The 16,948-nt window shown below is 39.3% G+C and carries 15 protein-coding genes; 3 read left to right on the forward strand and 12 right to left on the reverse strand.

What is annotated here, in order from left to right; translation table 11 throughout:
• Entirely contained in the window at nucleotides 1–1,056 is a 1,056-nt protein-coding gene (locus L1283_RS14195; RefSeq protein ID WP_070568862.1) for a patatin-like phospholipase family protein, read from the reverse strand.
• 205 nt (nucleotides 1,057–1,261) lie between these two features.
• Entirely contained in the window at nucleotides 1,262–2,980 is a 1,719-nt protein-coding gene (gene lysS / locus L1283_RS14200; RefSeq protein WP_070568858.1) for a lysine--tRNA ligase, read from the reverse strand.
• A 325-nt stretch (nucleotides 2,981–3,305) separates the two neighbouring features.
• Here lysS and L1283_RS14205 point away from each other — a divergent pair, with 325 nt between their 5' ends.
• On the forward strand, nucleotides 3,306–3,911 hold the full coding sequence (locus L1283_RS14205) for an RNA polymerase sigma factor (protein WP_046673558.1): 606 nt from the start codon (nucleotides 3,306–3,308) through the stop codon (nucleotides 3,909–3,911).
• Between the two features lie 14 nt (nucleotides 3,912–3,925).
• Nucleotides 3,926–5,287 carry a hypothetical protein gene (locus L1283_RS14210; RefSeq protein ID WP_070568854.1) on the forward strand — a complete coding sequence of 454 codons (1,362 nt, stop codon included), beginning with the start codon at nucleotides 3,926–3,928 and terminating at the stop codon, nucleotides 5,285–5,287.
• Between the two features lie 80 nt (nucleotides 5,288–5,367).
• Here L1283_RS14210 and L1283_RS14215 read toward each other — a convergent pair whose 3' ends face one another.
• The 9 genes from L1283_RS14215 to L1283_RS14255 all read right to left on the reverse strand — a co-directional run bounded on the left by L1283_RS14215 (nucleotide 5,368) and on the right by L1283_RS14255 (nucleotide 14,777).
• A complete protein-coding gene (locus L1283_RS14215) occupies nucleotides 5,368–5,979 on the reverse strand; it encodes an HAD family hydrolase (protein WP_070568850.1) in 612 nt (203 codons plus the stop codon).
• A gap of 129 nt (nucleotides 5,980–6,108) precedes the next feature.
• A complete protein-coding gene (locus L1283_RS14220) occupies nucleotides 6,109–9,279 on the reverse strand; it encodes an efflux RND transporter permease subunit (protein WP_070563807.1) in 3,171 nt (1,056 codons plus the stop codon).
• Between the two features lie 38 nt (nucleotides 9,280–9,317).
• Nucleotides 9,318–10,475, reverse strand: coding sequence for an efflux RND transporter periplasmic adaptor subunit (locus L1283_RS14225; RefSeq protein ID WP_046673554.1), 1,158 nt, complete (start codon nucleotides 10,473–10,475; stop codon nucleotides 9,318–9,320).
• Nucleotides 10,476–10,501: 26 nt separating this feature from the next.
• On the reverse strand, nucleotides 10,502–11,827 hold the full coding sequence (locus tag L1283_RS14230) for a TolC family protein (protein WP_046673553.1): 1,326 nt from the start codon (nucleotides 11,825–11,827) through the stop codon (nucleotides 10,502–10,504).
• Nucleotides 11,828–11,835: 8 nt separating this feature from the next.
• Entirely contained in the window at nucleotides 11,836–12,423 is a 588-nt protein-coding gene (locus L1283_RS14235; protein WP_053003616.1) for a TetR/AcrR family transcriptional regulator, read from the reverse strand.
• A gap of 223 nt (nucleotides 12,424–12,646) precedes the next feature.
• The gene (locus tag L1283_RS14240; RefSeq protein ID WP_070563810.1) at nucleotides 12,647–13,066 is read right to left on the reverse strand and encodes a c-type cytochrome; all 420 of its coding nucleotides are present in this window, start codon (nucleotides 13,064–13,066) and stop codon (nucleotides 12,647–12,649) included.
• Between the two features lies 1 nt (nucleotide 13,067).
• A complete protein-coding gene (locus L1283_RS14245) occupies nucleotides 13,068–13,715 on the reverse strand; it encodes an SCO family protein (protein WP_070563813.1) in 648 nt (215 codons plus the stop codon).
• Nucleotides 13,716–13,816: 101 nt separating this feature from the next.
• Nucleotides 13,817–14,239 (reverse strand): hypothetical protein, encoded by a 423-nt coding sequence (locus L1283_RS14250; RefSeq protein ID WP_070563816.1) that lies wholly within the window; start codon nucleotides 14,237–14,239, stop codon nucleotides 13,817–13,819.
• A gap of 40 nt (nucleotides 14,240–14,279) precedes the next feature.
• Entirely contained in the window at nucleotides 14,280–14,777 is a 498-nt protein-coding gene (locus L1283_RS14255; RefSeq protein WP_070563819.1) for a PaaI family thioesterase, read from the reverse strand.
• Between the two features lie 91 nt (nucleotides 14,778–14,868).
• Between L1283_RS14255 and L1283_RS14260 the strand changes: the two genes are divergently transcribed.
• Nucleotides 14,869–16,101, forward strand: a complete 1,233-nt coding sequence (locus L1283_RS14260) for an MFS transporter (RefSeq protein WP_070564477.1) — start codon at nucleotides 14,869–14,871, stop codon at nucleotides 16,099–16,101.
• A 244-nt stretch (nucleotides 16,102–16,345) separates the two neighbouring features.
• On the opposite strand, the gene purN is transcribed toward L1283_RS14260, so the two are convergent.
• Nucleotides 16,346–16,918, reverse strand: coding sequence for a phosphoribosylglycinamide formyltransferase (gene purN / locus L1283_RS14265; RefSeq protein ID WP_070563826.1), 573 nt, complete (start codon nucleotides 16,916–16,918; stop codon nucleotides 16,346–16,348).
• Nucleotides 16,919–16,948 lie beyond the last annotated feature (30 nt).

Consider the following 16,948-nt stretch of genomic DNA (forward strand, 5'->3'; position numbering starts at 1 on the left):
TTAGAACTTATCCATCAACTGGCTCCATGGATTTTTCTTCTTATTTTGACTCTTTTCCTTAATGAGGTGTGCAACGATATAATCCAATGTATCCTCGTGCTCACTGATCATTTTATCGGATAGGGAAATCAACTTCTGTATATTATTGGGCGAGGCTGCATCTAGCGACGCATTGATACTAGACAAGTTGGAAGGCTCTATGCGCAGATAATTTTGTTGCTTACCATTATTTTGGAATAGTTGCCGAATAAAAAATTCGGTACTCTCGGAAGATGCACTTGTCATAATGTCAACTAAAGCGGGGCCGATTTGTATAGCAAGTTTCTTCTTAAAATGTTCGTAGTTATAAGCTGTCTTTGACATTCCAGTACCTAAGGATACCATAAACATGTCGTTTATCTGCGTGCTGTTAAAAGCCTTTAAAACTTCAAGTAAACCACATATGGAGGGGTTTTGAGCAAACACACCGCCATCAATCAACGGATATCTTGTTTTTGAAAGGGAATAGATCTCTGCAACAGGAAAAAATGTGGGCGCAGCGGATGTCGCCTTGCAGACGTCTTTGAGGTAGAAATCCCGTGCTTCGCCATGCGTAATTGCTTTTTGCTGCCTGAAAAAATGATTTTTCCGTAATTCAATGTTATATGCAGTGATGATACATGGTTTGATAAGATGGCTCAATTGTGCATTTTGAAAATATTCATCCAGGACATTCGATAATGGATTCGACGAATACAGCTCACTGACCAGACCAAATCCACTCAGAAATCGACGCCATTTGGAGGCCGTGAAAATTTCAGTTCCATGGTTGACGAATAAGTTTAAAGCATCTCGAGCTGAAAATTTAGGATGCGTGGGATTGCCTTCTTCCGGATACAAGAGAATGCTCGTTAGAATTCCGCCGCTGCTTGTACCCGCAATAAAGTCAAAGTAGGAGGCAATCCGTGCATTAGGATCCATCGTCTGCTTTTGCAACTTCTCTTCGAGAGCCACAAGAACCATTGCAGGAATGATACCCCGGATACCACCGCCGTCAAGCGCGAGAATATTCTTCATAAGCTAAAAACTGATTTAGTTAACGATATGTAAATATAACAAATGTCTACAATTGGCAGGAGTCATATATTGGTGACAATTGTCAGCGATCCTGTGCTTCAATGCATAGCGAATCTATTTGTAAATACTTTTACAAATTTGCCCTAAAAAAAAAGCTGCCTCAATAAAATTTGAGACAGCTTTTTTAGCTAGCATAAATACCGATTTAATTAAACCAAGCAAATACTTCGTCTTTCGTTGGCATATTGATATCCAGTTTAAGTTTTTTACGCATACCACCAAGGTCATTAAAAACCTTGTTCGGATTGGCTTCTTTTAAAGCTTCAATGGTTGTAAAGCCCATTTTTTGTAATGCGGGAACCCAGGCTGCAGGAATACCTTGTTCTTCATAATCTTTTACTTCTGCTACTTTGACGACTTTTTCAGGTCTCATTTGTGGGAAGAAAAGAACTTCTTGGATTGACGCATTATCGGTCAAGAACATGATTAAACGGTCCATACCGATTCCAAGTCCAGAGGTCGGTGGCATTCCATATTCCAATGAACGAAGGAAATCCTGATCTATAAACATGGCTTCATCATCACCTTTTTCAGAAAGACGTAATTGATCTTCAAATCGTTCACGTTGATCAATTGGATCATTAAGTTCTGAATAAGCATTGGCAATCTCTTTTCCACAAACCATCAGCTCAAAACGCTCGGTTAAATCAGGATTATCTCTGTGTTTCTTCGTTAAAGGAGACATTTCTTTTGGATAATCCGTAATGAATGTCGGCTGGATGTAGTTTCCTTCACATTTTGCACCGAAAATTTCATCAATCAGTTTGCCTTTACCCATGGTTTCGTTTACATCGATGCCCATTCCTTTGGCAGCGATACGGATTTCTTCTTCAGATTTTCCAGTAATATCAAATCCAGTGAATTCCTTAATGGAATCTGTCATCGATATCCGTTTATATGGTGCTCTAAAGTCAATTTTATGTTCACCGAAGGTTGCTTCAGTCGTACCATTTACAGCCAACGCACAATGTTCTAACAAACGTTCTGTAAAATTCATCATCCAGTTGTAGTCTTTATAGGCTACATAAATTTCCATTGCGGTGAATTCCGGATTGTGGGTGCGGTCCATTCCTTCGTTACGAAAGTTTTTAGAAAACTCGTATACACCATCAAATCCACCAACGATTAGTCTTTTTAGATAAAGCTCGTTGGCGATACGAAGATATAATGGAATATCTAAAGCATTATGATGCGTGATGAACGGACGTGCCGCAGCACCGCCTGGGATGGATTGCAGGACCGGTGTTTCTACTTCCATATATCCAGCGTCGTTAAAGAACTGACGCATCGCATTGAAAAGCTTCGTACGTTTGATAAATATGTCTTTGTTACTTGGATTTACGATCAAATCTACATAACGCATTCTATAGCGTTGTTCTGGATCTGTAAACGCATCAAAAGTTTTACCTTCTGCCGATTTAACAACAGGTAGGGGGCGCAGCGATTTGGATAAAACAGTAAATTCTTCTACGTGTACTGCAATGGCCTCGGTTTGTGTCGTGAAGACATAGCCTTTGATACCAACGATATCGCCAATATCCAATAGCTTTTTGAAAACTACATTGTAAAGGTCTTTATTCTCATCAGGACAGACATCGTCACGCTTTATATAAGCTTGAATACGTCCGGTTGAGTCTTGAATTTCAAAAAATGAAGCACTACCCATGACACGACGACTCATGATACGTCCCGCAATGGTGATGTTCTTATAATTCAATTTATCTCTATCGTAATTTTCTAAAATATCAGCAGCATGTGCATTGACGACAAATTCGTTGGCTGGAAATGGATCAATTCCCATATCCAACAACGATTGCATCGCTTGTCTTCTAAGTTGTTCCTGTTCGGATAATACAGTACTCATTCGGTATGAATAATATTTAAAATGTGAAAATCACGCAAAAATAGCCATTTTTTTCAATTCTTTTTATGGATTTTTTTTGAAAACGCTGTAGCGAAAGGAAATGGCATTTCGTTATATGGATAAAAATAGTTAAATAGTGATATTATTACAAGGGGACATTCGGCTATTTGATGTTGAGTTTTATAATTTTAATTTCGTTATCTCCTCGAAAAAAACGTTCATCTTGAAAGGGAGAATTCGATAGATTGTTTACATGGCATATGTTATTGATTGCATATGAAAGGCAATTTGTCTAAGTTTGAAACTTAATAATTAAATGGTTTAAGTGGGTATAATTCGGTCATATTTTTATAACAAGAAGCTATCATCTTTACAGGATGCCTTAGAACGTTGCTTACGCGATCGTGAGGACGGCAAGGCCTTCGTTTATAAGAAGTATTATGGTTATCTCATGGCTATTATTATTCGTTATGTTAAACAGGATGTGGACGCGGAAGAGCTTGTAAATGAAAGTTTTGTTCGGGTATTTCGGAAATTAGAATCATTTAATAGGGATATTGATGATGAAAATCTCGAAAAATCATTTAGAGCCTGGATAGGGCGAATTGCTGCCAATATTTCGATTGATTTTTTACGAAGTAAAAAGCAGTTTTATTCGGTTGAAGATTTGGGAGAAGGGGATATGCATACTCCTGCAGTACAATTGGACAGTCGACTAGAGGTCAATGAGATTATGCGTCTGCTCGATCAGCTCCCCGAAATTCAAAAAACTATTTTTAATCTCTATGAAATTGAGGGTTATTCGCATGATGAAATAGCCCAAATGCTTAACATACCAGATAGTACGTCAAGGACTTATCTGACGCGAGCGAAACAAAAACTTAGAAAATTATACTTGGATTATACAGGCGTAGTTCAAGAAATAAGATAAATAGTGTTGTTACGATGAAAGACAATAAGAAAAAGGAATTGATAGAAGAGATCATTGGACAATTAAAGGACCATGAACTACCTTATAAAGAAGGTTCCTGGGAGAAATTTGCCTCAAGTTATGGCGTTTCAGCACATCGTTCTTCGAATTGGAAATACTGGAGTGCTGCTGCGGCCGTGTTATTGTGTTTTGGTGTGGGGTATTGGGGGCTAAAGAAGAATGTGGAGACTGATTTACCGGAAGTAGTGTTAACACATCTGCCGGAACGAGAAGATGTGTTAGGCGACAACAAAGATTTAAAAGAATCCATCCAGCGTTCATTATCGGATATTAGGGGCGGTAGGGCTTTAAGTCCAGAGGTATTAGCACTGCAAAAGCCCTATACCTATTCTGTACCAACGGCTCATCCGACAGAAAGTTTGGGTAATCACCACTTGATATTAGGTGCTGGGCGATTAATGCAGGGGCAGGATGTGACTGTATCAGCCGATTTAGGAAGACTGCAGTCCATGCAATTGAAAAATAATTCATTTTCAGCGCAGGTTGGCGTACCTGATAATGAAGCGGAACGGGCAAGCGCGTCAACAAATAACACGTTGACGAATAAAACCGTTATTGCATCGACCAATTCAGGGCTAATCCCGCCTGTTAATCAAACGCAACGTGACGCTGTAAAACTCGCGCAATTGTATGATGCGCAACAAGGGAGAACAAGAACTAGTGTTGTTCACACGAACATTCCTCAAGATAAAAAATGGGAAATGGGCGCTTTTGTATCCCCAGCCTCTACATCGGAAAGCATAACGCTCGGTGGTGGGGTCGCGCTAGCCTATAATATTTCGAGCAAAGTAAGTCTTCGTTCAGGAGCTTCCATTCAACATTATGGAGCTGTTTCGGGTAATTCACCCATTACTCCTGCAATGGGATCAAATTCTCTTAATGCAGATGCGCCAAATTATATTTCTCAATCGAATTTGAATAATTCCTTTGCGATGCGGGCAGCAGATGCAAAAGATGCAAAGAGTAATGAACGGGTTTCAGGTAAAATCCTAACAGTTGATATCCCATTGGATGTTAGATACGCGATAAACAAGAATTTCTATACCTCAGTCGGTGTATCCTATGTTGGTGTATTGGATCAGGAACGGGCAACGATCTATGAAACAAATAATACGGAGTACAGACAAAAATCTCAAGACAAAAATGTTGATGATAAAGGTGTGAACGGCTTTATTAATTTTTCAGTTGGTCGGAAACAGAAAGTTGGAAAATTATCCATTTCTGTAGAGCCTTATTATAAAGCTCCAATCGGAAATTTGAAATCATCCGATTTGAACTATAGCAACGGGGGAGTGAAAATAATTACTAGTTTTTAAATAGCATAATGTTATAAAAAAAGCCGCAGTAAGCTTGAAGTTTACTGCGGCTTTTTTTATAGTCTGCAAATTGGGGTTTATTAAATTTCATCAACGCGAACCCAACCCATTCCTGCGGCTTTCGCACCTTCAACTCCAGGGGTCCCGTCTTCGTAGACCAGGCATCTTTCCGGAGCAATATTCAATTGAGCAGCTGCCAAAAGAAAGGGTTGTGGTGAAGGTTTTCCCTCAGCTGTATCTCCAGCACAAACCAGTGTTTCCAAATCATCCCATACACCAATGGTGGTTAATGTCATGGATAAGGTTGTTCTGGTTCCTCCTGAAACGGCAGCGATGTGTTTTTTACCTTTCTGATATTTTAGATGTTCAACAACGTAATCTACAGGCTTAGTCTTGAAAACATACTCGTCTCGAAAAATAGTAGACTTTAGTGTGGAAAATTCTTGATAATCGAAATCTACCTCATAGCGTTTGCTGATTTCCTCTGCAACAGCCACAGTGGGCCATCCGGCAGTTTCATCAATCAAATTGACATCCAACTCGACTCCGTATTGTTTGGCTGCAGCTTTATAGGCTTGTTTATGTGCGTCCATATTATCTGCCAGGGTACCATCGACATCAAATAATAGTGCGTCGTAGGATTCGGCAAGAAGGTTTAGTAATTCAAATTTTCGTTGTGATTCAGGTGACATATATTTAATAGTGAGCGGTAAAAATAAAAAAATATAATTGGACGAGCAAAAAAGAAGCCTTTCCCTTGTTACAAGGAAAGGCTTCTTGCTGTTAGCTCCGTGTGGATTCTTCACAGAGGCAGCGTATAATTAGTGTGAACTTAAATTTTTCGCTTTCTCTTCATCGAAATTCGCTTCTAATTCAGCCAATTTTTTCTTACCGTATGCCATACGTGTAATCACAACGAATAGTACCGGAACGATAAAGATCGCTAGGAGTGTGGCTGCAGTCATACCACCAAATACCGTCCAACCGATTGTTTGGCGAGAAATTGCTCCAGCTCCATGAGATAGCATTAATGGAATAATCCCCAAGATGAAGGCAAAGGACGTCATGATAATTGGGCGTAGACGCAATTTTACAGCATCTAATGTCGCTTCATAAAGGTTCATCCCGATATCAACCCGTTCCTTAGCAAACTCCACAATTAGAATCGCATTCTTGGCAGCAAGTCCAATGATGGTGACCAGACCAATCTGTGCATAGATGTTATTATCCAATGTAGGGATTAATGTTAGGGTTAATATGGCCCCAAATACACCTAAAGGAACAGATAATAAAATAGAGAATGGTACAGACCAACTTTCGTATAATGCGGCTAAAAGCAAGAACACAAACAGGATACACAACGCAAAAATTTGGACAGTTTTTGATCCCGATTGCATCTCTTGCAGCGACAGACCGGAGAACTGATAGTCAAAACCTTCTGGTAATGTTTGTGCAGCTACTTCTTGTAAGGCTTTCAAAGCATCTCCTGATGAGTAACCAGGGGCCGAACTACCATTGATCTCGATACTTCTAAAGATATTGTAGTGATTGATGATCGAAGGCATAGTCATCAATTCATACTTAACCAGCGTACCCATAGGTACAGGGTTTCCCGACACATTATTGACATACAATTTGTTGATGTCTTCAATATTCATACGGTACGGGATATCAGCTTGTGTGACGACACGGTAACTACGACCATACTTTGTAAAATCATTCACATAGCTACTACCCAAATAGGATGATATCGTCGAATAAATACTGGAGATAGGCACGCCCATGCGTTTTGCCTGTTCGCGGTTCACTTCCAATTTGTAGTTGGGAGAGTTGGTATTAAATAGGGTATAAGCCATTCCAATTTCTGGACGTTGGTTGGCAGCCATCAAGAATTTGCCGACTGTCGCTTCGAAATCTTTGATATTTACCGTCTGTAAATCCTGTACCTGCATAGAGAAACCTCCAGATGTACCTAGACCCGGAATTGCTGGTGGCGTTACCGCCAACACCCTTGCTTTGGTATAGCCCTGGTATTTACCCATAATCATACCAGCGATATCGTTTGCCGTGCGTGTACGGGTTTCCCAAGGTTTAAGCGAAACGAACACTGTTGCACCATTGGATTTAAACGCGCGGTTCAAAATATTGATACCGGAAATTGCAGTAACATACTTGATTTCTGGAAATGTCTTGTGTAGATCGGCTTCAATCTCTTTAAGAACTTCATTTGTACGCGCAGAAGAAGAACCTTCTGGCAATGTAATACCGGCGAAAAATGCACCACCATCCTCTGAAGGAATAAATCCAGTTGGTTTGGTTGTAAACATCCAGCCTGTTCCGATAAAAATACATAACAGAATAATCAATACCAGTGGTGCTTTTTTGATAGCCTGTTTTACACCATTTGAGTACCTGATGGTCACTTTTTCAAACCAAATATTAAATTTGTAGAAAAATTTATTCAAACCTTTAGCGCCTTCATGTACTGCTGTCGGCTTTAATAAAATTGAACATAATGCTGGGGTTAACGAAAGTGCGATAAATGCAGACAGCATAACGGATACTGCAATGGTGATTGCAAACTGTTGATATAATTTACCAACCATTCCAGGGATAAAACCAACCGGAACGAATACCGCAGCCAAAATTAATGCAATTGCAATAACCGGAGCAGTGATATCGCCCATGGCACGACGTGTCGCTTCTTTTGCATCCAGTTTATAATGGTCAATATAGTGCTGGACGGCTTCCACCACAACGATGGCATCATCCACCACAATACCGATGGCCAATACAAAGGCAAGCATGGTCAGGTTGTTGACCGAAAAGCCAAACATTAGGAAGAAGATGAAAGTACCGATGATGGATACGGGGATTGCCAGTACGGGAATTAATGTTGCTCTCCAGCTTTGAAGGAAGAAAAATACCACGACCGTTACCAGAATCAATGCTTCAACCAAGGTGTGGATAACCGAAGAAATAGAGGCATTCACAACCGACACCGTCTCATAACTGATCGTATAATCTACATCCGTTGGAAAAGATTTCTTTAATTTTTCCAAAGCATCGACAATACCTTTTGCGGATTCTACGGCATTTCCTCCTGGGGTTTGATTGATCATCATCGCAGATGAAGTCATACCATTTACGGTAGATGATGTACCATAATTAAATTGACCCAATTCAACACGCGCAACATCCTTTAAGAGTACGATAGATCCATCTTTATTGGTTTTTACAACGATGTTTTCAAAGTCCTCGGGATTTGAAAGATCACTATCGGTAATGATCGGATATTCAAATACCGTCGAAGACTCTTGTGGACGTCCACCAACGCTACCACCAGGTATACGGGAGTTTTGTTCGGCAATTGCTGTGGATACATCAGCAGGAGTCATGCTCAGGTTGGCTAATTTATTTGCGTCAAGCCACACGCGCATCGAGAATGGTTGCCCGAAAGCCGTTACATCACCGACGCCTTTCACACGCAAAAGTGCATCTTTAACGTATAAGTTGTTGTAATTGGCCAAGAAATTTTCACTTCTAGTTCCTTTTGGTGAAGTTAAAGCAACCAACATCAAGATATCGTTATTGGCTTTACGGGTTGTAATCCCCAAACGTCTTACCGCTTCCGGAAGGGCTGGTTCAGCGATTCCCACACGGTTTTGTACGTCTAAGGTCGCAATATCGATATCCGTACCTACTTCAAATGTCACCGTAATTGTTGCTTGACCATTTGACGTACTATTGGACGACATATAAATCATGCCAGGTGTACCATTGATCTGACTCTCGATAAGAGTTGTCACGGTTTGTTCAACCGTCTGTGCATCAGCTCCGGTGTAATTGGCCGTAACCGTTACTGTTGGAGGTGCAATAGAAGGATACTGGCTAATTGGCAACGTGGATACTGCAATGATCCCGATAATTGAAATCAATATCGAAATAACGATTGCGGTAACTGGCCTCTTAATAAATACTTCTGAAATCATTCTATATCTTTTAGATTCTCTTTAAAAAATTAATGGTGTTATTTTCCTTGAGGTGCGCCTTTTGCAGCCTGTTGGGCAGCGACAGCAGCGTCAACTACTTTAACTCCATTTTGGACATTCATGGCACCATCGACAACGATTTTCTCACCATCTTTAACACCTTCTTTGATCACAATTTTGTCACCGGCTTTAATACCTAATTTTACTTGGCGAATTTCAGCTTTACTGCTATCATTTACGGTATAGAGGTTAAATACGCCAAGCTGTTCGAAAACGGCTTTGTAGGGAACCACAACTTCTTCCGTAGCTGAGGTTGTCGATACATTCATCGTAATATTCATACCGGCCCGCAATTCGTTGGCATTGTTGGGGAAAGTAGCGCGCACTTTGATCGTCCCGGTTGCAGGGTCAACTGCGCGGTCGATGGTTGTGATTGTTCCTTTACCTTCATACGTACTTCCATTTGGCAATACAAGAGAAAGATCCGATGATGAATGGCTACTTTGCAGTTGGGTAAATTTGGTAATATCCTTTTCATTTACCTGAAATTCAACAGCTATTGGGCTAGTTGAAGACAAGGTATTCAATAGGGTCGTACCTGGATTGACCAAGGCGCCCAAACGTACCTGTGATATTCCTACGGTACCACTAAAAGGAGCCCGAATGGTCGAACGCGATAAGTTTGTATTCGCGGTGACCAAAGCTGCACGAGCAGACTCTACCTGTGCCTGCGAAGCGGCTACATTCGAAACTGCATTGTCAAATACCTGCTTCGCAATCGCATCTTTATCGGCTAATGTTTGGTAGCGCGCTAGATCTCTTTTTTGGCGGTCCAAATCCGTTTGTGCTACCTGTAAGCTTGCTTTAGCTTGTTGGACAGCCGCATTGTAGCGTGTTCCATCAATTTCATAAAGCGCTTGTCCTGCGGAAACTACTGCGCCGTCAGAAACATATATTTTGGTGATATAGCCGCTTACTTCCGCATATAGATCTGCTTCGTTCAACGGTTTGACTGTTGCTGGATAGCTGATTGTACCTGTAACAATCTCATGTGATGCTACGCCAAAGCTGACAGGAACAACTTTTTCAGCCTGAGCCTGTGCTGCACCTTGCTTTTTTGCATCCTTATTTCCACAAGAGGTCCATACTAATGCCGTCCCAAGGAAGAAAGCGAATAATAATTGTCTTTTATTCATGATTTGTATTAGTTTCCGTTTATTAATTAATTTGTGTGGATTGCCCCAACTGCTTTCTGAACATCTAATTTACTTGATAATAGTGCATAGAGGGAGTTCAAATAATTAAGTTGCGTTGTTTTGAGATCAGTTTCTGCTGTCATTAGATCGAGGTAAGTTTTGATACCTTCGTCATATTGAAGTTTGATGGTCTCGTATACTTCTTTGGAGAGTTCCACATTTTCTTTAGCTGTTTTCCAATCATTTAAGTTAGCATTATAGGTTGCTCTTGCCAGCGAATACTCTGTGTTAATGCTATTTTCTAAATTTTTGATGTCCCAGTCAATTCTTTCTTCCTGCAATCTGGACTTATTGATTTGTTTTTTACGTTTAAATCCGTCGAAAATTGAAAAAGAAACATTTAGGCCGGCAACTGAACCCGGGAAATTATCGGAGTAAAGTTTACTAAATTTATCATTTCGATAGTTGAAAGCGTAATTATAAAAAGCACTTACACTTGGTAAATATGTCCATTTATAGTATTGCGTGCTCAACTGCTGGATTTTTTTGGATGTTTCCAATTGTTGGAATTCAATTCGATTAGAGACATTTATTCCAGCAGTTGTGTCTAACAAAATTTCTGATTCCATATTGCTATTGTCAAAGGATAGCGTCAAATTTTTGCTTTTATCCAAAGCTAGCAATTGTTTGAGGTATTCGTATTTATATTTGCGAAGCTCAACCGTTCTTTTCTCGTCTGCATTCGAATTTGCCAAAGCAATTTGTGCTCGCTTATAGTCGGTCTTATCGACTAAGCCCACATCGTATTGAGATTTTGCATCTTTCAATTGTTTTTGGAGGCGAGCGATATTTTCTCGTACAATCTTGATCTGCTCTTCCGAAGTTAGGATATCATAATAGGCTTTGCTGACCTCTACAACAGCGGTGATCTTTTTGTTCTCCGTATTTTGTTTATTGCCAAGACGTACCAATTCTGCCGCTTTCTTCGCCTGCATTAGCTCTGGATTTAGGATCTGTTGATCCGCTTGAAGCGTTAATGCACTTGCATTGTTCTGCCCCATTTTGATATTATTTCCGCCAATATTTGCTAATGGAACAATGACATTATAATTATAACTTCCTTTTAGACCCAATTGTGGATACCAACCTGAAAGAGAGATGTCAATATCCTTTTCACCGATGGTCTCGTCCAATTGCGCTTGTTTTACAGCGATTTGATTACGTAAGGCGTAATCAATCAGCTGCTGAAGTGTTGCATTTGCCGGCAAGTTTTCAGATTGCTGTTGTGCAAATCCTGTATTACTCAAAAGCGATAGGGCCGCTAAGGAATAAACGATTTTATTAAACTTCATATATGTAATTAATTATTTTTTTCTCTATTAATAGCCCCATCCCAAATAATCCCCATTAAGTCCTCCACATTTTGTTCGGAAAACTTGAGATCTTTAAATTTGATGCTGTGAACAGTTGATAGTGCCACGCCAATGTAACTTGCCACCAAAAGATGGACATCTACCTGCTTCAAAATTTTTCGATCAATGCCTTCCTGTAAAAAATCAACAACTTTGTTTTGCCCCCCCACAGGTTCTTGTATCTCAGCTTTGTTCTTCTCGTAATAAGGAGAGGAAAAAAACTGCTCAAAAAAACTAAAGATGTGCCCGTTCTCTAGATAGAACTTGACAAAGTTGCGCCAAATATGAAAAAATGAGTCTTTATAGTCGAAATCATCTTTTATACCATCAAAAATATACTCATTGAGTAGTGTTCTACAATGTTTGAACAAACCAAAAATTAGATCGTCTTTTGACGGGAAATAATGGTAGATAGTCCCAATTGCTACATCAGACTCTTGTGCGATTTTGCTCATCGGCGTTCCATGGAAGCCGTTTGTTTGTATAAGTTTTAGTGTGCTGGCAAATACTGCCGCAATTTTTTCATTGGAATTCATCAATCGAACGTTCATTCGGTTGCAAAATTAACGATTAATTTGGATCCAAAATGTCAGAATATTGTTATAAATCAATAAATATAAAACGATTTGAATCAATAATACAATAAGGAAAAAGAGATGAAATTGTTTTCGTATTTTTATTTTTTTTGATCGGTGGAGGGGAGGTAGAGGTGAAGGATCGCAAATAGAAAAGCGGTGATTTGATTAAATCACCGCTTTTCTATTTGCAACCTTTTAAACTTTTCTCAACATCTTCCAAAGGATATAAATTTTTCCCTTTGTTGATCTTGGTATTGATATAGGTTAATACATAAGCGATATCAATTGCGGAAAGATTTGAAGCGGGCATGGTATTATTAAACTTTTTACCCGCAACTTCAAGTTCACCAGAAGTTCCGTGCTTGATGATGCAAGCAAGATCTTGACGATGAGTTTGCAGAAAGGTGGTATCGGTTAGGGGCGGATAGAGATTGCCCAATCCTTCACCTTTCTCTCCATGACAATTTTGACAATGTGTTCGGTATACCTTTTGACCGTTGACCGCATATTGCGCAGTTTTGATATCAACTTCATGCTGACAGCTTATCAAGACCGCTAAAATAGCACCAATTGTTATACCTGTTTTTAAGAGAATGTGCATGTTATTTTTTATCCTTGCTCAAGAGTAAAGGTAAGTCGTTCATCAGTTTTTTTACTTGCTCATCATTTGTACCGTCGTAGGCGCCCCGAATTCGCTTATCTTTGTCTATTAAGACAAGGTACCCCTGATGATCGTAACCTCCAGGCGCATTTTTATCTTCAGCGGTATAAACCAGGTATTGATTGGCTAGACCATATATTTCTGCTTTAGTCCCCGAAACAAATTGCCAGTGATTATTGGTTACACCCAATTTATTGGCATAATCTTTCAGTACGTAGGGTTGATCGTATTTAAAGTCTATACTATGGGACAGGAAACGAACTTCTTCATTATCCTTGTATTGCTGGTATATCTTTAATAGGTTGCGATTCATCGTTGGACAGATACTTGGACAATGGGTAAAGAAGAAGTTGGCGATATATACTTTACCCTCAAAATCTTTGTCTGAAATCATTGTACTATCCTGATTGAGCAGTTTAAAAGGCGGAATAGTATGATAGACTGTATCTACGATTTGTTTTCCATCAACTGTTTTTTCTACAGCTTCTCTTTCGCCATAGATGGGTAAGCTTGTCTGGCTATTGTTTTTACAGGAAAATAAACCGAGTAAAAGACCAGTTGCGCAGTAAAATTTAGTTATGGATCTCATGTATTTAATAGTTTTGTTTGTTAAAGCTTGATTCCATCTTTACACGAACAACTTAATGTTAACCTAAAGAGGGGCGGACTGTGTTATTTGAATTTTTGGATTTAAAAATTCTTTAATTTGTCTTGGCTTTCTTTAGCAACATTATCAAATATTTTTTTCATATCACTTACTTTTTGAAGCTCTGTTTCAAAATATTTAACATCTGTTGAATCTGGGTTATATCCTTTCATCCAGTCCATCATATGGTCTGTAGCACTTTCTAAATTAGCTTTCAATGTGCTTAGCTCTTTTCTTGTTAAATTGGTGTCTAAATCAGCCTTAGTTGTTTTTAGGTTTTTTAAATTTGCCAAAATAGAATCTATCTTAACAACATCGCGGTCGAAATGAGCGATTTGAGGCATAATTTCATCATGTATCTTAATAGTTGAATCTTGCAGGGCTTTTACACCTGTTGCACCATTTCCCTGGGTTCCACATGCTGCTATTGCCAAGGATGCGATAGCTACAAACGCGATTTTATTCATGTTTTATGTTTTTTGGTAATTGGACAAATATATTAATTTCTTATGGCTCAATATTTCGATTTCTGGAAGGGAATGTAAAATTCAAGTCACGAATATAGGTTTCACAACGTACCGTGGCACAGAGGTCACCAGACTTATCTTTAATTTCCAGGGTAAAATCCTTAACTACTTTGCCTTTTGTGCGGATAATATGGGCACATTCTTCAAGGATTTCCTCGGAGAGTTGCACAGAATATTCCACGCTGGTTTTGCCGGGTTTCTTAAAGGTGATCTGTGATGATTTTAACCAAGCAACGGTTTTCTTAAAGCCAATTTTTTGAAGGTATTGGTCGATTAGGATAGGGAAGATGGGGTCTGCTGCAGAAAAGATTGTTCCACCAAAGAGTGTTTTGTTGGTATTGATGTTGAATGGTGTTTTATATATTTTTACTTTGGCACCTTGGAAGCCAGGACTAATTTTTTTTACCCAGATTCCTTGAAATAGAAAGGGCGGGTAAATACGTAATAGCCATGTTAAGGCAAGTGGACTATATCTCATGATGCAAAAATAAAACAATGTGTCGGATTATTTTTCGAAATCTTGGTTTTATAGCTTCACTATGGTATTTTTACAGATCAAAAAACCTAAAATGTCAACAATAAAAGAAAAACAACCCAATAAAAAAGTGTGGTTACTGGTTATGATTGCGTCACTGGGCTATTTCGTCGATATCTACGATTTGATTATTTTCTCCATCGTCCGTATTCAGTCCTTCACTGATATTGGCGTCCCTGCGGAAGAGATGCGGGTAAAAGGTGAATTTGTGCTCAATATGCAAATGGGCGGTTTGCTGTTGGGTGGAATTCTTTGGGGGATTATAGGGGATAAATTTGGACGTTTAAAAGTGCTTTTTGGATCGATTCTTTTATACTCTGTAGCGAATATTGCAAATGGTTTTGTACATGATGTGCTTATGTATGGTATTATTCGTTTTATAGCGGGCGTTGGTTTGGCCGGAGAACTGGGGGCGGGAATTACCCTGGTTTCTGAAAGTATGCATAAATCAAAACGCGGTTATGGGACCATGTTGGTTGCCGGTGTCGGTGTTTTAGGCGCTATATTGGCCTATTTTGTCTCGGAAGAATTTGACTGGCGGACGGCCTACTTTGTCGGTGGTGGAATGGGCTTACTGTTGCTATTGTTGCGCATTGGCTCTTTTGAATCAGGATTATTTAAGGAGCAAGATAAATCGGGTGTTGTGAAAGGGGATATTCGCATGCTTTTCACAAATAAAAGCCGCTTAAAACGGTATGTCAACTGTCTATGCATTGGTCTTCCAATCTGGTTTGTTGTCGGTGTTTTGGTTACTCAAGCTCCGGAGATCGGCAAGGCCTTGGGGGCTGCAGGTACACTGAGTGCTGGTCAAGGGGTGATGTTTACCTATATCGGTATTTCTATCGGGGATGTACTGGCAGGAATATTCGCACAGATTTTAAAATCCCGCAAAAAAGTGGTGTTTATATGTCAATTAATTATCATTGGAAGCTCACTATGGTATTTATTGAGTGATGGTATTACAGCGACGAAGTTTTTAAGCCTTGCCTTTATAATGGGCTTAGGAGTAGGGTATTGGGCAACCTTTGTGACTATCTCAGCGGAACAATTTGGTACAAATCTTAGAGCAACTGTCGCAACGACGGCCCCCAATTTTGTACGGGGTGCACTCATTCCGTCAACAATGCTATATGGACTTCTAGTAAATGCATTTGGAATTGTGCCAGCAGCAATTACAATGGTTGTCGTTCTTTCGGGTATAGCAATTTATTCGTTGACCCAGTTAGAAGAAAGCTTTGATAAAGATTTAGACTACCTGGAAGAGTAGTCAATAAATAGCTATTTTTTTCGTCCCGGACATTTTTTACAGCGTTTGCCTTCTTTATATTTTTTGCAACACTTTTTAAAGCAGGCACAAGAAAAGTCAGAAAAAGGGTTCATAGCCGTATTCCGAAACTGAAACAACCCAGCTTTATTTTCTGACTCATCGATCTCCAACACAGATTCAATAACTTCGTTCATAATACAAAGTTACAATTTGTTTAAAACAATTCTAAATAATAGGATTGTTTTTACATTTTTTTGATCAGATTTTCAATTATTTTAGGGAAGTACTGATGTTCGAGTTGCTGTCCTTTAAATTTAATAATGTCTAAAGTATCGTTGGGATCCACTTTGAATCGTGCTTGGTATATAATTTCCCCCTCGTCGAAATGTTCATTTGCGAAATGGATCGTAATGCCATGTTCCTCTTCCTTATTGGCCAAAACGGCTTTATGTACATGGTCACCATACATACCTTTGCCACCATATTTTGGTAGGAGAGCAGGATGTATATTTATAATTTGATTTGGAAATGCTTTCAGCAGGTTATTTGGAACGAGCCAAAGAAAACCCGCCAAAACAATCAGATCAATATTTAAGTTTTTAAGAATGTTGACAACGTTGTCGGTTTTGTAAAATTCGTCACGATCAAATATATGTGCAGGTATTTCAAAATTGTCGGCTCGTTGAATAACGTAAGCATCAGGGTTATTGGATAAAATCAAGGCAACCTCAGCTTCATCTGAATACTTGAAATGTTCCATTATTTTTTGAGCATTGGACCCTGAACCTGAAGCAAAAATAGCAATTCGTTTTTTCACGATTAATAAGTATTAATAGATTTGATCGAT

This window comes from Sphingobacterium sp. HSC-15S19, assembly GCF_050433745.1.
Lineage (GTDB): Bacteria > Bacteroidota > Bacteroidia > Sphingobacteriales > Sphingobacteriaceae > Sphingobacterium > Sphingobacterium siyangense.